This is a genomic window from Paenibacillus sp. FSL H3-0333, from assembly GCF_038002805.1.
GTDB lineage: Bacteria > Bacillota > Bacilli > Paenibacillales > Paenibacillaceae > Paenibacillus_AQ > Paenibacillus_AQ silagei.
This window is the reverse complement of the sequence record NZ_JBBODG010000001.1, coordinates 4,499,957-4,517,871: the sequence shown is the minus strand read 5'-3', so window position 1 is coordinate 4,517,871 and position 17,915 is coordinate 4,499,957. Positions and strand designations below refer to the sequence as shown.

The 17,915-nt window shown below is 52.3% G+C and carries 11 protein-coding genes; all 11 read left to right on the top strand.

Going from position 1 to position 17,915, the window contains the following annotated elements:
* Positions 1-207 precede the first annotated feature (207 nt).
* The gene (locus MHH78_RS20245; RefSeq protein ID WP_341168594.1) at positions 208-2,382 is read left to right on the top strand and encodes a beta-galactosidase; all 2,175 of its coding nucleotides are present in this window, start codon (positions 208-210) and stop codon (positions 2,380-2,382) included.
* Positions 2,383-2,449: 67 nt separating this feature from the next.
* Entirely contained in the window at positions 2,450-4,615 is a 2,166-nt protein-coding gene (locus MHH78_RS20240; protein ID WP_341168593.1) for a GH92 family glycosyl hydrolase, read from the top strand.
* 213 nt (positions 4,616-4,828) lie between these two features.
* Positions 4,829-5,935 carry a peptidylprolyl isomerase gene (locus MHH78_RS20235; protein ID WP_341168592.1) on the top strand — a complete coding sequence of 369 codons (1,107 nt, stop codon included), beginning with the start codon at positions 4,829-4,831 and terminating at the stop codon, positions 5,933-5,935.
* A gap of 25 nt (positions 5,936-5,960) precedes the next feature.
* On the top strand, positions 5,961-10,907 hold the full coding sequence (locus MHH78_RS20230) for an S-layer homology domain-containing protein (protein ID WP_341168591.1): 4,947 nt from the start codon (positions 5,961-5,963) through the stop codon (positions 10,905-10,907).
* Between the two features lie 185 nt (positions 10,908-11,092).
* Positions 11,093-11,467 carry a BlaI/MecI/CopY family transcriptional regulator gene (locus MHH78_RS20225; protein WP_076075535.1) on the top strand — a complete coding sequence of 125 codons (375 nt, stop codon included), beginning with the start codon at positions 11,093-11,095 and terminating at the stop codon, positions 11,465-11,467.
* 9 nt (positions 11,468-11,476) lie between these two features.
* Positions 11,477-12,913 (top strand): M56 family metallopeptidase, encoded by a 1,437-nt coding sequence (locus MHH78_RS20220; protein ID WP_341168590.1) that lies wholly within the window; start codon positions 11,477-11,479, stop codon positions 12,911-12,913.
* 225 nt (positions 12,914-13,138) lie between these two features.
* A complete protein-coding gene (locus MHH78_RS20215) occupies positions 13,139-13,843 on the top strand; it encodes a class I SAM-dependent methyltransferase (RefSeq protein WP_076075533.1) in 705 nt (234 codons plus the stop codon).
* 504 nt (positions 13,844-14,347) lie between these two features.
* Positions 14,348-15,586 carry an FprA family A-type flavoprotein gene (locus tag MHH78_RS20210; RefSeq protein ID WP_076075530.1) on the top strand — a complete coding sequence of 413 codons (1,239 nt, stop codon included), beginning with the start codon at positions 14,348-14,350 and terminating at the stop codon, positions 15,584-15,586.
* Between the two features lie 16 nt (positions 15,587-15,602).
* Entirely contained in the window at positions 15,603-16,814 is a 1,212-nt protein-coding gene (locus MHH78_RS20205; protein WP_076075528.1) for an NAD(P)/FAD-dependent oxidoreductase, read from the top strand.
* Between the two features lie 31 nt (positions 16,815-16,845).
* Positions 16,846-17,028, top strand: a complete 183-nt coding sequence (gene rd / locus MHH78_RS20200) for a rubredoxin (protein WP_076075525.1) — start codon at positions 16,846-16,848, stop codon at positions 17,026-17,028.
* A 40-nt stretch (positions 17,029-17,068) separates the two neighbouring features.
* Entirely contained in the window at positions 17,069-17,779 is a 711-nt protein-coding gene (locus MHH78_RS20195) for a Crp/Fnr family transcriptional regulator (RefSeq protein ID WP_341168589.1), read from the top strand.
* The last annotated feature ends 136 nt before the right edge of the window (positions 17,780-17,915 follow it).

Sequence of the window (17,915 nt, the reverse complement as noted above, 5' to 3'; positions counted from 1 at the left end):
TTTACTGTGTCTTACAGTCAGTATAAACATGAATTGTCTTTTAGAGTAGCAGTAAATAATCAGGTGGTCAGGATCGCAAACCGTTTCATAGGATTCTAACCTAACTTTCGTAAAATACACTGTGATAGACTTTAAACGTGAATAAGCAGTAAGCGCTTTTATAGATGAAAGACTATCGAAATTGAACGCTGTAGGAGGAGTTACGTCATGCAAGATCCATTTATTCCATTCGGGTTTCAATATTACCGTTCCCCAACCCCCTTCAAGGACCAATGGGAACAAGACCTCGGCAATATAGCCGGGCAGGGGTTCAATTGTGTGAAGTATTGGGTGCAGTGGCGGTCCAGCGTCTCCAGGGAAGGGACATTCGTGTTCGATGATATTCAGGAGCTGATGGATATAGCTCACCGGAAGGGGCTGAAGGTCATTTTGAATGTGATTTTCGACGTAGCTCCGGCCTGGTTCTATAGAAAATATCCGGATTCCAAAATGGTCACGGCCGACGGTTCCATTCTGGAGCCGAGAACGATTAACTGCCGCCAGATTGGCGGAGCGCCCGGACCTTGCTATCATCATGCGCCAGCCGCTGCGGAGAAGGCACGCTTTCTGGAGGAGACCGTCAAGGCCTTCAAAGATCATCCGGCGCTTTGGGTATGGGATTTGTGGAATGAGCCGGAGCTGACCACGGGGATTAAGCGTGAGCTGTCTTTTGACAACCAGGTCTGTTATTGCAAACATTCAATTCCGGCATTTCACGACTGGCTGATCCATAAATATGGTTCTCTGGAAGCGCTCAACGATTCGTGGCAGCGGACTTACGGGGACTGGGAGGAAGTGGAGGCACCGCGGGGCCAAGGCGTCTTCAACGATCTGATAGATTGGCGGCTGTTCATGTCGGACACCCTGACGGAGGAGCTGCGGAGGCGGGTACAAGTGGTGAAGTCGCTGGATGTGCAGCATCCGGTTATGGCTCATACGGTACCGGCCCCAATCTTCAATATGATTACGGCCGGTTCGGATGACTTCAAGCTGGCAGAGCCCTGTGATCTGACAGGCAACAGCCTGGGGTCTTCGGCATGGTCGGCTGATCTGCTGATCTCGGCTGCCAAGGGCAAACCGATTATTAACTCGGAAATTCACGCGCTGCCGGGCAATACAGCGATGAAGCCGCGCCAGCCGGATCTTCTGGAGATGAAACGGCATATTCTGACCCCGCTTGCCCGCGGCATCACCGGATATCTGTTCTGGCAATACAGGCCAGAGATATTGGGTCAGGAAGCTCCGGCCTGGGGCAGTGTCTATCTGGACGGCAGCGCTACGCCCTGGTACAAGGACATGGCACAGCTTAACAAGCTGGTACAGAGCAACAAGCGGGAGCTGATGCTGGCCAAACGCCGCGGGGACGGGATTGCCATTCTGTTCAGCCCGGAGAATCAGATTGCCAACTTCGCTGCGCATGATCATCTGGATACCTACAACGACTCCATACAAGGCGCCCATAAGCTGCTGCATGAGCTTAATTATAAAGTTGAGTTCCTGCATGAGTCTGATGTTACAGAGGAGTCACTGAAGCCATACCGCTGCCTGTGGATGCCTTATCCGCTCTACCTGAGCCGCAACTTGTGCGCCATCCTGCGTGTGTGGGTGGAGAACGGCGGAATTCTGATCTCGGAATGCTCCTTCGGTGCTCTTCAGGCAGAGAATGGCTGTCATAGCTATAACGTTCCGGGATACGGATTCGATCAAGTGTTCGGCGTCCGCGAGACCTGGATTCACTCTGCCGAGAATCTGGATCACAGCTATCATCAGGTTGCCTTCGAATCCCGGACGGCGATCCCGCTGCGGAATGTGATGGGGCATATCGGGGAAGGAGAGCTACCCTCAAGCGATCTGGCTCATGGTTCCTATTACAAATCGGATATCGGGCTGGAAGAACATGTGAAGGTGCTGGCCCAATTTACCGAAGACCTCATGCCTGCCTTAACCTGCGCCGATTACGGCACCGGACGCGCTGTATGGTTAGGCACCTTGCTTGCGGCTGCCTATTGGAAGGATGAGCATCCCGGTACGCTTCAGCTGGTACGGGATCTGCTGCAGCAGGAGCTGAAGCTGGAGACTTATGTGCAGGCAAGCGGTAAAGTCCGTGCGGATCTATCCGAATGGGGCGAAGGAACGGACCGGGGCGCATTTCTATATGTGCACAATGAAGGGCAAGAAGAGACCACGACTGAAATTAAGCTGCGTGCTGTGTATACCTCAGCCGAACCCTGGTTCACCGGCGGCCACGCGGAAATTTGGCCGACGGACAGGAAGGAGTCTGCAACAACCCGCCTGACTGTACAGATGCAAGCCGGGGATATTCAGGTATTCCGCTTAACTTAGAGCGGCAGAGGTACTGCTAGATATTATAGAGCCGGCCGGTGCGATCCGGCTTAAGGAGGGTATTGGTATGAAGTTATTAGATTATGTGAATCCCATGCAGGGAACAGAATCGGATTTCCGGTTTTCCAACGGAAACACACTGCCGCTTACAGCAATGCCGTTCGGTATGGCAGCCTGGTGCCCGCAAACCCATGAAGCGGGCGGCACCTGGTTCTTCCATCCCAGTCACCGCCACCTGGAGGGCATCCGCCTGACCCATCAGCCCAGTCCCTGGATCGGGGACTATGGACATCTGACGCTGTTGCCGCAGAGCGGGCCGTTGCTGCTCAGCCCTGGCGCACGCTCCTCCTCCTTCAAACCGGGGGAGATGCAGGTCTCCCCCCACTATTTCAGTGTACACTTGCAGCGTTACCGGACCCGGCTGGAGCTGACGCCCACCGAACGCTGTGCAGCGCTGAGAATAACTTATGATGAGCCGCACCAGAACAGGCTGATTATAGCGCCCCTGAAGGGGGAGTCACGTTTTGTCTTCCAGCCGGAGATGCGCAGAATTACCGGCTATACCAGAGGCCATACCGCCGGGGTACCCGATAACTTCGCCATGTATTTCGTCTTCCAGTTCGATACAGACCTGATCATGGAGGAGTCGGGCATCTTCAATGGAGATTATCAGCCGTTAGGGACATATGAAGGAACGGGAGAACGGCTGGGTGCCTATGCAGGATTAGCCCTGCCCGAATCCGGCGTTGCAGGGGTCAAGTGCGGTACCTCCTTCATCAGCGGGGAGCAGGCTCTGCTGAATCTGGAACGGGAGATTGGTGAATGCAGCTTCGGGGAGATCTTAAGCACAGCAGAGGCAAGCTGGGAAGAGCGGCTCAGCCGGATTACGGCAGAAAGCGCAGATGAAGAGAATCTCCGCACCTTTTACAGCTGCATGTACAGGGTCTGCCTGTTCCCCAGAACATGGCATGAATATAACGAGCAGAGCGAACAGATCCATTACAGCCCATTTAACGGCAGCATTTGCCAAGGTCCAATGTATTCAGATATCGGTCTGTGGGATGTATACCGTACGAGCCTCCCGCTGTACAGCGTTCTGTTCCCAACTCTACTGGGCGAGATTATGCAGGCGTGGACGCTGGCTTATGAAGAGAACGGCTGGCTGCCGAAGTGGCTGTCTCCGGGTGAACGCAGTGCGATGCCCGGGACACTGATTGATGCGGCAGCTGCGGATGCCATCGTCAAGGGAATCGGGGGCTTCAATGCGGAGCTGCTATATGAGGGCCTGCTGAAGCACGCAGACCATCCGGCTGCGGATGAGAGACTGGGCAGACGCGGACTTGAATTATATTTACAGTATGGCTATCTGCCTCATGACCGGTTCCATGAAAGTGTAAGTAATACACTCGATTATGTATACGGGGATTTCTGTATTGCCCAGATTGCCAGGACACTTGGCAAGATGGACGACTATGAGCGCTTCATGAGCCGTGCGCAGAATTACAAGCGGTTATTTGATCCGGAAGTCGGATTCATGAGAGGCCGTAACGAGGACGGCACCTGGCAAGAGGCTTTTGATCCTCTGCAATGGGGCGATCCCTTCTGTGAGGGCGGTGCCTGGCAGGGGAGCTGGGCGGTCCCCCATGACTTCCCAGGGCTGGCCGGACTGATGGGGGGAGAGCAGGCATTCGTCCGCAAGCTGGACCAGCTAATGGCTGAAGAACCGGTATTCAAAGTAGGCTCCTATGGACAGGAAATTCATGAAATGTCGGAGATGGCTTCGGCCGGACTCGGGCAATTTGCCATCAGCAATCAGCCCAGCTTCCACATCCCTTATCTATTCTCCAGACTCGGGGCGTTGCCCACAACACAGTACTGGGTCCGCAAAACGATGGCCGGACAGTTCAGCAGCAGGATGGACGGGTTGCCCGGCGATGAGGATAACGGCAGCATGGGGGCCTGGTATATTTGGAGTGCCCTCGGCCTGTATCCGTTAAGTCCCGGAATTCCTGAGTACGTACTCGGCAGCCCCCTGTTTGACAAGGTTACCGTCCAGCTTGACAACGGGCGGCAATGGGTCATTGAAGCGGAGAATAATAGTCCCGCCAATGTATATAGTGAATCGGTTCACTGGAACGGTAAGCCATGGGAGCATCACTCCTTGCCGCATGACGAGATTATGAGAGGCGGAGTCTTAAGCTTCAATATGGTTCCGGGGCCTGCCCCGCTATAAGAACCAGTCAAGGCAGTCCGGATCTTCCAGGCTGCCTTTGTTCTACCTTATAGACCCTTCCAGCTAAGGAAGGAAGAACCAGACACTGCTGTCAAATCGTGAAATGGCAAACCATTTCGCAGGTTTCACTCCTGTCTTTTCACGAGCAATATGTCTAATATCGAAGGTGTTGAAAGCGCTTAACAGCAATGCGGAGAGAGGAGAGATCAAGCAATGGCTCAAAGGTTTCATTCCACAAGGACAATGCTCGCCGCTGCTCTGGCTGTATTGATCGCCGGAAGCCTGATGATGATTGGAACAATAAGCACGGCAACGCCCGATGAAGCACCTCCGCTTCTGATCGTCAATGGCCGGGAGGCCACCACCGCTGAGTTCAACTGGCATCTTCAGCTGAACCGGGCGCTTACTGCCGATTACTTCATGCAGACTTATAATGCCGGTTATTCTGAGGACTTCTGGTTGACCGATTATTCCGGCGAGATTCCGTTGCAACGATGGATCAGGGACGCTCAGACTCAGCTATTGACCAAGCAAGCAGAGCTGCAGCTTGCAGAGGAAGCTGGAGTGATATCAGACATCAGCTTTGAGGCATTCCTGATTGGAATGGAGCGCGAGAATATACGGCGGAGTCAGGCGGAAGTGAACAAGGAGGTGGTGTATGGTCCTAAGCATCTGGATGGACAGGCTTACTACAGCTATTACATGAGCAATCTTGAGGATGCAACGATTGATGCGATGCGCCGTAATGGCTCTATCGTCATCACTGCTGAACAGGAGAGACTGGAATATGAAGCCAATCTGGCTGCGAAATATTCTAGGCAGGGAACTATCCGTCTGGAATGGGTTACGCTGCCCTACGGACCGGAATCCGAATACAAAGATCAGAGCGGGGCCATGGACAGAATGAAAGACCTCCAGGCAACAGTACTGGCCGGAACAGAATCGAACGGAACCGAACTTACCGGAACAACTCTCCGTGAACAGGCGGACAAGCTTGGGGTCTATGCCCGCGAGCTAACCGTTACCAGCACCTCACGGCGGACAGCAGCGCTGGAGAATCCAATGGTGTTACTTGCTGCGGAGCAGCTTGCACAGGGACAGATGAGTAGCTTGATTGTAGAGAACGGGGCTGTCCACCTCCTGTACTGCCTGTCCGAAGCTGACCTTGAAGTTCTGCCGTTCGATCAGGTAAAGGATAAGATTGCACAGGATCTGGCACAGCAGAAGTTCAGAGCTCTTGTGGATCACAAGCGGTCCGAAGCCGTCGTGGAGTGGAATAAGCAAATGGCTGAGGATCTGGCACAGCAGGCGATTCAATAACAATCTAAGGAGGAATTACGCAATAATGTTGAAAAAACTGACAATAACCATACTTGCGCTGGTGATGATCTGCACAGCGATGCTCCCCGCAATGGGCGTCTCAGCCCATACTGAAGAGACGGTGACCAATGAATTCACGGCCCTTCCGGCAGAGGAGTTACGCTCGGAGAATTGGGTGATTGACAGCAGCAACCCTCAGTTCTTCAGCGGAGATGCTGACAGAATGGTCAGGACCTCAATGGATGCCGGATATGCAGTCTATCCAATGACAGGCATCCAGTCGTTCTCGCTTCAAACGTATTATTTCTCCGGCTCAACCGCCGTAGTGAAGTTCTACGGATCAGCGGATGCCGCAGACTGGACGGAGCTTCCGGCCGTCAATGACAGTCCGGCGGCGACCGCCTCGGGCTGGTACGGAACCATGTATACACCATCAGGTGCATTGCCGGATAGTGTAAATTACCTGAAGATTGAAGTCAGCGGCGATCTCGATACCTGGATGACGCAGCTCGGAAGCCTTAAGCTCTCCAATGTATCCATAGCTCCGCTAACGGTGAGCGATGAACTGGACGATGTCTCACAGCTCTCTGCATACAGCGATAACTGGACCATGGATACCAGCAATCCCGATTATTTTGGCGGGGATGCTTCCCGGGCGGTAAGAACGGCAGAAGCCGCTGAATTTATCGTATACCATCTGCATAACCTGCAGTCCTTCAAAGCCCGCCTGCATTCCTTTGCCGGCTCCAGCGGAAGCATCAAGTTCTACGGTTCAGCGGATGCCTCGGCCTGGGCGGAACTGCCCGCTGTTCAAGATGCTCCCCAGTCTACGGGTGATGGAGCTTGGACAGGGAGCAATTATACGCCTGCAGAGGTTATTCCACCTGGTATTCATTATCTGAAAATCGAACTAAGCGGTGATTCCGCCCCCTGGCAAATGCAGCTAGGCTCGGTCTCCTTATCCAATAGAACGCAGGGAGGCGGCGGAAGCAGTGGCGGAGACGGGGATTATTACGTCGATGCCCTTACAGGCAGCGACAGTAATGACGGGCGGACACCGGAGACGGCGTGGAAGACATTTAGCGTGGTCAATCAGACTACCTTTGAGGCCGGTGACCGGATCTTGCTGAAGAAGGGCGGCATCTGGAACGAACAATTATATCCCAAAGGCAGTGGAACGGACGAGAAATTGATCACTATCGGTGCATATGGCACCGGAAGCAAGCCGGTTATTAATGGCGGCGGTATGGCCGGCGGGGCCGTGTATTTACGCAATGCCTCGAATTGGATGATCCGGGATCTGGAGGTTACCAACTATGCCTCCGAGAGGGGAACGGTCTACCGTGAAGGTATTATGGTAGAGAACGCCAATGGAGGAATCTTAAGAAATATACACATTAAGGATAACTATGTTCATGATGTATCCAGCAGCTTCCGCTATCCTACCGTATCCGGGGCTGAAGGTGGCCCACATGCGTTCGGTGGCATCTCCGTATATGTAGGAGGAACAACGGGTACAGACAAGTTCGACGGGGTATGGATCGAAGGCAACACGGTGGAACGGATTGGTCGTACCGGGATTGTGGTATGGGATCAGCGGTTCAACGGAACGGACTATGCTACGGTCAATGTCACCATCCGCGGGAATTATGTCAAGCAGGCGGACAGCGACGGCATTCTCACCTTTGGTGTGAATGGGGGATTGATTGAACATAACATTGCAGAGGAAGGAGGGAACTATTCCGAGGAGGGTGAATTTAACGGCTCCGCCGCGATCTGGCCGACCCGGGGCAGGAATAACGTTGTACAGTTCAATGAGTCCTTCAACACGAACAAGCCGGAGGGCGACGGGCAGGGCTTCAATCTGGATATTGATACCATAGACAGTGTGGTTCAATACAATTACAGCCATGGCAACAAAGGCGGATTCATGCTTTTCGTTGATGCGCGCTTGACTCCGGGGGTGCTGACAGGATCCTCTAATAATGTGGTACGCTACAACATCAGCCAAAATGATCTGACGCATACCTTTAACTTCGCAGGCGGGGTTACGCCGGATACACAAATCTATAATAATACGATCTATATCGGAGCAGGGCAGAACACCCGAATTATCGACCATGAATGGGATGACGGCGGCAATATCAATGCTCCCTATTCCTTCAAGAATAATCTGGTCTACAATCTTGGACAGGGAGGGTATAACCTGCCGGGGGTGAACGGTACCTTCGATCATAATCTGCTGTATGGCAACCATCCTGCAAGTGAGCCGGAGAATGCTAATTCCATCACAGCGAATCCGCTGCTTGTCGCCCAAGGCAGCGGCGGCACCGGCTGGAATACGGTGGACGGCTACAAGCTGAGAGACAACTCGCCTGCACTCGGAGCGGGAGCTGTTATTGCAGACAATGGCGGACTGGATTACTGGGGCAATGCCGTGTCAGCGGATGCTCCGCCGAATATCGGAGCATATAACGGTCCCGGACTTGATCCGGCAACGCTGCCTGAAGCACCAGTAGATGATCTGCGGCTGTATTATGAAGGCCTGAAGATTGTACCGCATATTAAGGATGGAAGCAGCGGTGATCTATCGCTTCAGCTTCAATTCACGAATAGTTCCACCGCAGATCCTCTGGTCATTAAGAAGATTACCTGGACTGTAGGTGAAGGCAAAGATCAGATTAGCGGCAGCGAATCGCAGTTGTCCGGGATCGCACCGGGCAACAAATTCCCTTATTCCATTCCACTGCCGGGATTCGCTGAAGGCGTTAAGTATCCGCTGGAGCTGACGGTTGATCTGGAGGGTTACGAGGATGTCCACATTAAGCGGAATATAGATATTAACCGGATGCCGAATCAGTCGGATACAAGCAGTCCGGCGCTGATTGATCTTGCGGACGGAACGCCTCTACTGACGGGTTACAATGGTGTTGATGATCTCAGTGGAACTGCGCAGCTGCGCTGGGATAAAGACCAGTTATATTTGACAGCCGATATCCGTGATGATGTATTCACTCATAAGGCTTCCGGGATTAATATCTGGCAGAATGACAGCATCCAGTTCAGCCTTGCTCCCGGTGTGCCAGGAGACAGCCAGTCCTGGTATGAATATGGGATCTCTCAGACGCCGGAGGGTCCGCAAATATACCGCTGGTTGTCCATGAAGGGGGCAGCCACCGGAGTGTTGACCACAGGAACGCTCAAGGTGACCAGAGATGAGCAGAATAAGGTAACCTCCTATGCCCTGGCACTGCCCTGGAGCGAAGTTAGCCCCGTCCGGCCAGCGGCGGGTGAAGTCTTAAGCTTCTCGATGCTGGTCAATGACAATGACGGAGCAGGCCGCAAGGGTTATATCGAATGGGGCTCGGGCATTGGCGGTGTGAAGGACCCGACTCTCTTCCGCACCTTTCAGCTGATGAATACCGGCGGGGAAGAAGAGCCGGAGCTGAGCAGCAATGCCGCTTTGAGCCGGTTGAGTATTGACGGTACAGATATTTCAGGGTTCGAGCAGGATAAGCTGAATTACACCATCAACCTTCCTTTTTCCAAGACTGAGGTGATTGTAACAGGGACGCCTGCTCATGCCGGGGCCACCGTGACAGTAACAGGCGGGAGCGGGCTTCAGGTAGGAGACAACAGGATTGATGTCAAAGTGACTGCTGCCGACGGAACTACTTCCAAGACTTACACCGTAAATGCGGTTCGGAGCGGGGACAACGCGGGGACGGATACGCCTGAACCTACGCCCGGCAGCAATAACGGCAACAATAATAATAACAGCGGCGGAAGCAGTGAAGGTACTCCCGGCACAGTAGGTAGTGAGATCTTTACTCATTCACCGGGACTCCTTCAGGTACAAGCTGAACCGGGAGCCGATGGAATCATTCACGCACAGCTTCGGGACGGAGAGATCCGGCAAGCCATGGATGGTGTGCAGAGCGGAGCACTGGTGCTTAAGCTGGCAGCAGAGAATGCTATGACCAAAGGAAGTGCTTTTCAACTACCGGTTAAAGAGCTGAAGGATCATGTAACCTCGCTTACAGTACAAGCTGGCGGAGTGACCCTAACGATTCCCGTGGCTTCTCTGGTAGATAGTATTCCTGAGGATTCCCGGCAACTGGAACTTTCCGTTCATGTTGCAGATGCTTCACAGCAGCCAGCGGACATGAATAAGCAATGGACAACGTATTCCTTGCACCGGGTCTCTCTCACGGTGGATGGACAGCCAATCGAAAGGTTACGCGGTTCTGCATCCATGAAGGTATCCGTTGCTCACGACTTGAAGCCGGGAGAAGCGCAGCATCAAGCTATCGCCTATTCCGTCAATGGTAGAGGGCAAACCGAAGTGATTAAGCATTCTAAATATGTAACAGGAGCAGGCGGCATTACATTTACAACACATAACTTTGGCCTCTACGGCACTGCAAATGCAGGTATTCAATTCTCCGATACGGATTCAAGTAACTCCATCATCCTGGAGACATTGGCTGCCCGTGGCCTGGTTCGCGGTACAGGAGAGGGCAAATATGAACCTAACCGGCAGATCACCAGGGCAGAATTCATCCAACTGCTGGTATCCGCTCTGGAGCTTCAAGGAGGGAATAACCAAGGGATGTTCAAGGATGTCACTCCAGGTGCCTGGTACTACCAAGCCGTTACTACGGCTCAGGCTTTAGGTGTTGTTAACGGGCGAAGCGAGAGCTTCTTCGGTGCAATGGAGCCGGTTACCCGCCAGGAGATCGCTGTTATGCTGTTCCGCGCTATGCGTCAGAACGGACTGCAGCCGGAGACTTCCAGCCATACCGCAGCTTTTGCGGATCATACACAAATTGGAGCATACGCTCTGGAAGCGGTGAACTATCTGCGGCAGACCGGTATTATCAATGGTTATGGCGACGGTACTTACAAACCGCAGGGGCTTACCACGCGTGAAGAAGCCGCAGCAGTGATATACAGAATCATGGGATTGTGATTTCATTCTAGTGGAGGCTGCCGGGATTTCCCGGCGGTCTTTTACTGCTTCAGTTCAATTTGATAATCTCTAGACGGATTGCAGCTATACATTTGACTATCCACTACATTTTGTAGTAGATTATAACTACTACGTAGTGTAGTAATAATGTTATGGACGCATAACGAAATGAAGAGGTGTTCACGGTGAACAAGATTCAGAAGCTATCGGATACAGAATTAGAGTTAATGGAAGCCATTTGGGCTAGTACGCCGCCAGTTACTTCAACGGAGCTGCTGAACCTGTTCGCGCAGAAGGGAAAGGATTGGAAGGCGCAGACGATCTCTACCTTTTTGTCACGGTTAGTAGATAAGAGGTTTCTGACCGCTACCCGGCATGGGCGGCTGAACAAATATGTGCCCGGCATTTCGCCTGAGGACTATAAGCTGGTGGAGACTCAGCATGTCCTGGACGGGTTGTATCAGGGTTCGGTCAAGAATCTGATCTCTGCCATGTATGACGGCGACAAGCTGTCGGACCAAGATATTGACGAGCTGAAGCAATGGTTCTCGGAAAAGTAGGTGATGACGATGAAGACCTTACTCGATATTCTAATCCCGCTAACCGTTGCCGGAAGCGTAGTTACACTCAGTATTCAGGCACTGGGGAGGTTCTCCACCGGACATTTCCCGGCCCGATGGCGTTACGGACTCATTAAACTGTCCTTAGTCTTTTATTTGATCCCTATCGCTCTGATCCTGCCGTGGTTATCCCAACACCTAAGCGCACCGCGCGTAGCCACAAGTGTACAGAATCCCCAAAATGGGGGGCTAACCGGGTATGTAGCGGAATCTCTGCAGCCTGCTCTAGCCCTTACCGCAAGTACCGCATATATCCTGTTAGGGATCTGGGCAACGGGAGCCATCATTTTTGCCGCCTGGCAAGGATATGCGTACCGCAGGTTTACCAGAGTACTTAAGCGTACCCGTACCATGGTACCGGAGAATAGTGAGCCAGCCAAGATGCTAAGGAGCATCAAGGAGGAGCTTGGCCTCACATGTAACGTGAAGCTCGCGTACAGTTCTGTCGCACGCAGTCCTTTTCTGGCCGGTCTATGGAGACCGTCGATCTATTTGCCTATACAGAGTCATGCCAATCTGGATATGGAGATGGTCCTGCGCCATGAATTGGTTCATCTGAAGCGGAAGGATCTGTGGATCAAGGCTGCATTGCTATTCGTCCGTACCTTGCACTGGTACAATCCGCTGGTTCATACGGTCCGTCATGAGCTTCATACCTGGAGCGAGCTGACCTGTGACCAGGAGGTGGTGCAGGAGATGTCTCATGCCGACCGCAAACGTTACGGCGGGACCATACTGAATGTCATGGCAGGCCCAACCAGCCAACCCGGAGCGTTCTACGCGTCATTATCCGGTGACGGCAAACAATTACAAAGGAGATTAACCCATATGCTTAACGTCAAAAAACTAAACAGACAGACCCTCTTCCTATCGGTTACCGCAGCCCTGTTAATTGCAGGGATCGGCACCTCTACGGCGGCATTGGCCTCCAAGATGACACCGCAAGTAGTCGCCGACTCGGAGTATACTACTTCTGACAATGCCGCTTCCGAAATTGCAGCTTCCAAAGTGCCCGAAGGTAAAATAACCGAGCCAGCCAAAGGTTCTGGAACCCAGCCTGCCGAGAGCAGCACCATCCCCGCCCAGGAATATAAAGCAGGACAACTTGTTGCTGAGCCAGCTGAATCTGCTGATTCTGTAACGGTTCCCGCTGAGCAGTCTCCAGGATCTGCTCAAGCAGAAATAATTGCCCAGCCGCTGCCTGAGCTTGTAGCAGCCCCTGAGGAGAGTGCTCCCGTAACGATGCCGAAAGCAAGCGCTGTCCAATCTGATTCCGGGCTTGCCCCTGCGCCGGTCCCTGCTCAGGAAGGGACTGTCACAGAGGCGCTTCCGGAGCTAGTGCCTGCTCCGGTTCCTGCTGAAAGTGTTCCCGCGCCTGCCAAGTAACATAAGACATTAAGTGTAATTTGATGCGAATTAATATTATCAAGGACAGGAGCAGTTCCCATGTGGGGCTGCTCTTGTTTTATGCTATTACCTGTTCTATCTAGGTGATGAAGGGTTGTGATGTGATTTGCTGCTGACTAAGTTTACAGAGATATGTTACAATTCTCTCGGCTGCGCTCCTTGGAATCTTCTCGGGCGGAGCATTTGAAGTTTGGGGGCGGACAAATGGACAGATTAGCCAGGATCAGATCCGAAGAGAAGAAATATCATGATCAATGTTATGATATTTACGATTTATTTGAGCCAGGCTCCTGGCTGCATAGACCCGTTACTACAGTCATTAATCTTATCAATCAATATAAGGATCAAGAATACATAAACGTACTGGATCTGGGAGCTGGAGTTGGCCGGAACAGCATTCCGATCGCCGAATCGATTAAGCATAGGAACGGAACAGTTGTATGTGTAGACCTGCTGGAATCAGCCATAGTCAAGCTGAAGAGTTACAGTCAGCAATTCGGTGTCGAGCCTTACATTGTACCCATTTTATCTGATATTGAACACTTTTCTATTGAACCAAATGAATATGATATTATCGTAGCCGTATCTTCATTGGAACATGTGAGGTCGGCACAGGTACTGGAGCAGAAACTGAGTGAAATGAATGCCGGGACAAGAGCAGGCGGGGCGAATTGCATTATTATCGCGTCCAATATCCGGGAAATGCTTCTAGAGAATAAGCAAGAGCTGGACCCAATGTTTGAAGTGAATCTGTCTACTGAGAGAATGATTGACCTTTTGAAACAGCAGTTTGCCGGATGGGAGATAGAGCAGCTGATCGTAAAACCCTTAGCATTTGAGATTAACAGAAACGGGCAGCCCGTTAAGCTGACCTCTGATTGTATCACCTTTGTAGCCAAAAAGAGCTGATCTTTATAGAGATCGGCTTTTTTTTGATAGCGATGGAGATAAGGTACTTGATATGCCAACCTTGTCAGGCAAACACTATATAAATTGAACTTGAAAATATACGAAAAAGGGAAAAGTGGCGGAGGAGAATTTTGGAACTGTAGGAGCGGTATCGTCCGCCTTTGTCACCGGATTTCTACCGCGATTAGCGGTTTAATCAAGAAATCTGGGACAACAGCGGCCGGAGGGCCAAACATTCTCTGGAGTCACGGCTGTCCCCATAACCGAAAACCTACAAGCACGAACTAGATAGCAGTTGCTTAAATCCACTTAAATTAGATTTCTACCCCCGTCTGTGACCACACGCACCACATCTTCCGTGAATTAGGCTACATTAAAAGTAGGCCAAACGAAAGCTTTCACAAACTTCCGAAATTTGATTTGAATCCTCCTTTTGCAGCGGCTGGCGTAATAGAATGAGGTTGCTGATAAGGATTATCAATCAAATATTGGAGGCTAACACAAATGAGTACACAAACCAGACAAATCGCCGAGGGCATCCACTGGGTAGGCAAAATAGACAACCGTGAAGTCCCGTTCCACCGCTTGATTCTCGCCAAAGGCACCACCTATAACTCCTATCTCCTCAAAACAGGCAAGCCGACCGTCATTGATACGGTAGATATGGAGTTCGGCCGCGAATATGCCGAGTGTCTCGCCGGAATGATTGATCTCATGGATATTCATTACATCGTCATTAACCATACTGAGCCTGACCACTCCGGTGGACTGGCGGCACTGGCGGCACAGGCACTGAATGCTACGATTGTCTGCACCGAGATCGCTGTACCGGAGCTGCAGGAGATGTATAAGCTGCACAGCCGCAACTTCCTGGTGGTGAAGGACGGAGACACCCTGGATATCGGCGGCAAAACCCTGCTGTTCAAAGAAACACCGTACCTCCACACCGCAGAGACGATGATTACATACTGTGTGGAAGACAAGATCCTGTTCCCTTGCGATATTTTCAGTACGCATGTGGCAGCTGAGCATCTGTTCAGCGATGAAGCAGGCTTCGATATCACCGAAGATTACAAAGGCTATTATGCAGCGATTATCCATCCGCACAGAAGATATGTAAGAACGCTGCTGGAAGCGGTGAAGGATCTGGAGATCCGCATGATTGCACCCTCCCACGGGTTCCTGATCCGCGAGGACATTCCTAAGTTCATCGGGCTGTATGCCACAATGAGCCGGGAGACCACCCAGGGCAAGAAGGCTGTCATTGTCTATACCACCATCAAGAACAGCACGAAGAAGATGGCCGCGATCATTGAGAATTGCCTGAAGGAGAACAATATTGAGACAGAAGTCTGGAACGCAGATAAAAGCAGCACCGCAGACATCCTCCACAGCATCGAATCAGCAGACGCCGTCTTTATCGGCAGCTCCACGAAGTATGCAGATATGATCGGGAACCTGGAGGAAGTGCTGAAGGGCATGCAGGAGATGAACCTGGAAGGTAAGCTTGCCACGGCGTTTGGCTCCTACGGCTGGAGCGGAGAAGCGATCGAGGTGATTCAGGATTACCTGAACGGAACGAACATGACTGTACAGAGCACCTCCGAGGTTATCAAAACCACCGGCATGACCCATGTGGAGTTCCCCGTACGGGTAAGATTCTCCCCAAGAGAGCCTGAGAAGGTTCAGAAGATTAAGCATGCAACCGAATTTGTCTCGGATCTGCTGCTCAGTTCAATCTAGGGAGGAGGAAGCGAACATGACGAAGCATTACGTAATCGTTGGGGGCGGTGTAACCGCCGTCCATGCCGCCAAAGCGATCCGCGATCAGGACGCGGACTCGGAAATCTCAATCATTGGAGAAGAGAGCGGCCTGCCGTATAACCGGATCAAGCTGACCAAGGGCCTGTTCACCGACCTGCACAGCGAGAAGGTTCTGATCAAGAAGGAGAAATGGTACCGCGATAATCGCATCACCGTACAGTCGTCCACCCGCATCGTGTCTATCCACCCGGAGCGCCAGACGATAGAGACAGAGAGCGGCCAGTGTGTGGAATACCATAAGCTGCTGCTCTGTATGGGGGCGAAGAACCGCGCATTAACCATCCAGGGTGCCGGACTTTCCAATGTACACAGCATCCGGGATCTGGCTGACGCAGACCGGCTGAAGAACAGCCTTAAGGAAGGCAGCCGCGTAACCGTCATTGGCGGAGGAGTGCAGGGAATTGAGACCGCCTGGGCGCTTCACGAAGCAGGGTATAAGGTAACTGTGGTTGAATACGCACCTGCCCTGATGGGCAGACAGCTCGACAGCTACTCTTCTAAGCATCTGCAAGAGATCCTTGAACAATCCGGGGTGAAGGTGATTCTTCAAGCGGGTGTGGCTTCCATTGAGGGGACAGAGGTTGTCACCGGGGTTACGCTGAATGACGGCACGAGCTTCCCGTGTGACCATGTGGTCTACTCCATTGGGATCGTTCCGAATACTGCTCTGGTTGACGGATCGGAGATTGAGGTCCGCGTCGGCATTATTGTGGATGAACATCTGCAGACAAGTGCTCCGGATATCTATGCAGCAGGTGACGTTGCCGAGTTCGGTGGCTTGGTGGAAGGACTGTGGGGCGGAGCGATGGAACAGGGCAGGATTGCAGGGAGCAATATGGCAGAAGCCCGGAGTGTATACCGCAGAGCGGTTCCAGTGACCTTGTTCAATGCTTTTGGGGTGTCCTTGTTCTCCATCGGCAACACCGATGAGCGGAATTGCGATGAGTCGGTATGCGGTGAAGAGAACGGGGCGTATACACGGATTTTTGTGAAGGATCATGTCATTGTCGGGGCGTTGTCCTGGCAGGGCGCTGCGGCTTCGCTGGCTTACAAGGCGGCTGTTGAGCAGGGCGTCCGGCTGAGCGGGAGTGCTGACGGCAAGAGCATCGAAGACATTATAGCGGAAACGCAGTCTGTTCTGAACTGATTAACTACTAAGAATATAGGAGATGAGTATGATGAAAAAGTATATCTGTACCCCTTGCGGCTACATCTACAACCCGGCGGTAGGCGATCCCGATGAGGATGTAGCTGCCGGAACAGCGTTCGAGGATCTGCCGGAAGATTGGGTCTGTCCGGTCTGCGGTGAGGACACCAGCCATTTCGTACCCGTTGAGGAAAAGAACACAATTGCTCATTAGTGGATTAAGGCTTCACATTTCACATTACAGGGGGAACGGTATGAAAGAGCATTCCTGCCAGCACGCCGCAGAACCTTGTACACGCAAGGTACCGATTTTTGCCGCGCTGACCGATGAGGATCTTACCCGGATCAGCGCAATGATTAAGCACCGCAAATTCACCAAGGGCCAGCCGCTAATTCTCGAAGGCGCGCCGTCCGATACGCTGTACATTATTCAGCAGGGACATGTGAAGTTATCCAAGATTACGCCCGAAGGGAAGGAACAGATTCTGCATATCCTGACGAACGGGGATTTCTTCGGGGAACTCAGTATCTTCAACAGCGACGAGCTTAGCAACTTCAGTGCGTATGCGCTGAAAGACACCAATATCTGCCTGCTGACCCGCAGCGATATGGAGCAGCTAATGACCGAGAATCCCGACATTTCTCTGCGCCTGCTCAAAAGCGTAACCAAACGCCTCGCCCACACCGAGAATCTGGCGCAAAGTCTGGCGACCAAAGACCCGGAAATCCGGATCGCGTATATGATCATGGAGCTGAGCGAGAAATACGGCAAGCCGCGCGGCGGACGCGTACATATCGACCTCCCGCTGTCCCGGGAAGAGCGGGCCAGTTATGTCGGAGTGACCCGCGAGACGATCAGCAGGAAGTTCTCCCGATTCGAGGACTCCGGCCTGATCAAGCTGATCGGCAACAAGCAGATGGTCGTCATGGACCCGGCTGGTGTGGAGCGGTTCATGGGAATATAAGGGGAGTTGAATATAGGCTAAGCGGCATTTCTACCATCCGGTGATGGGGAATGCCGCTTTTTAGCATGGATAGCCGCTTCCTATGATAAATCTTAAGGCAATGTTAAGGTTACCCGTGTTTAACTGAAAGGTAGGG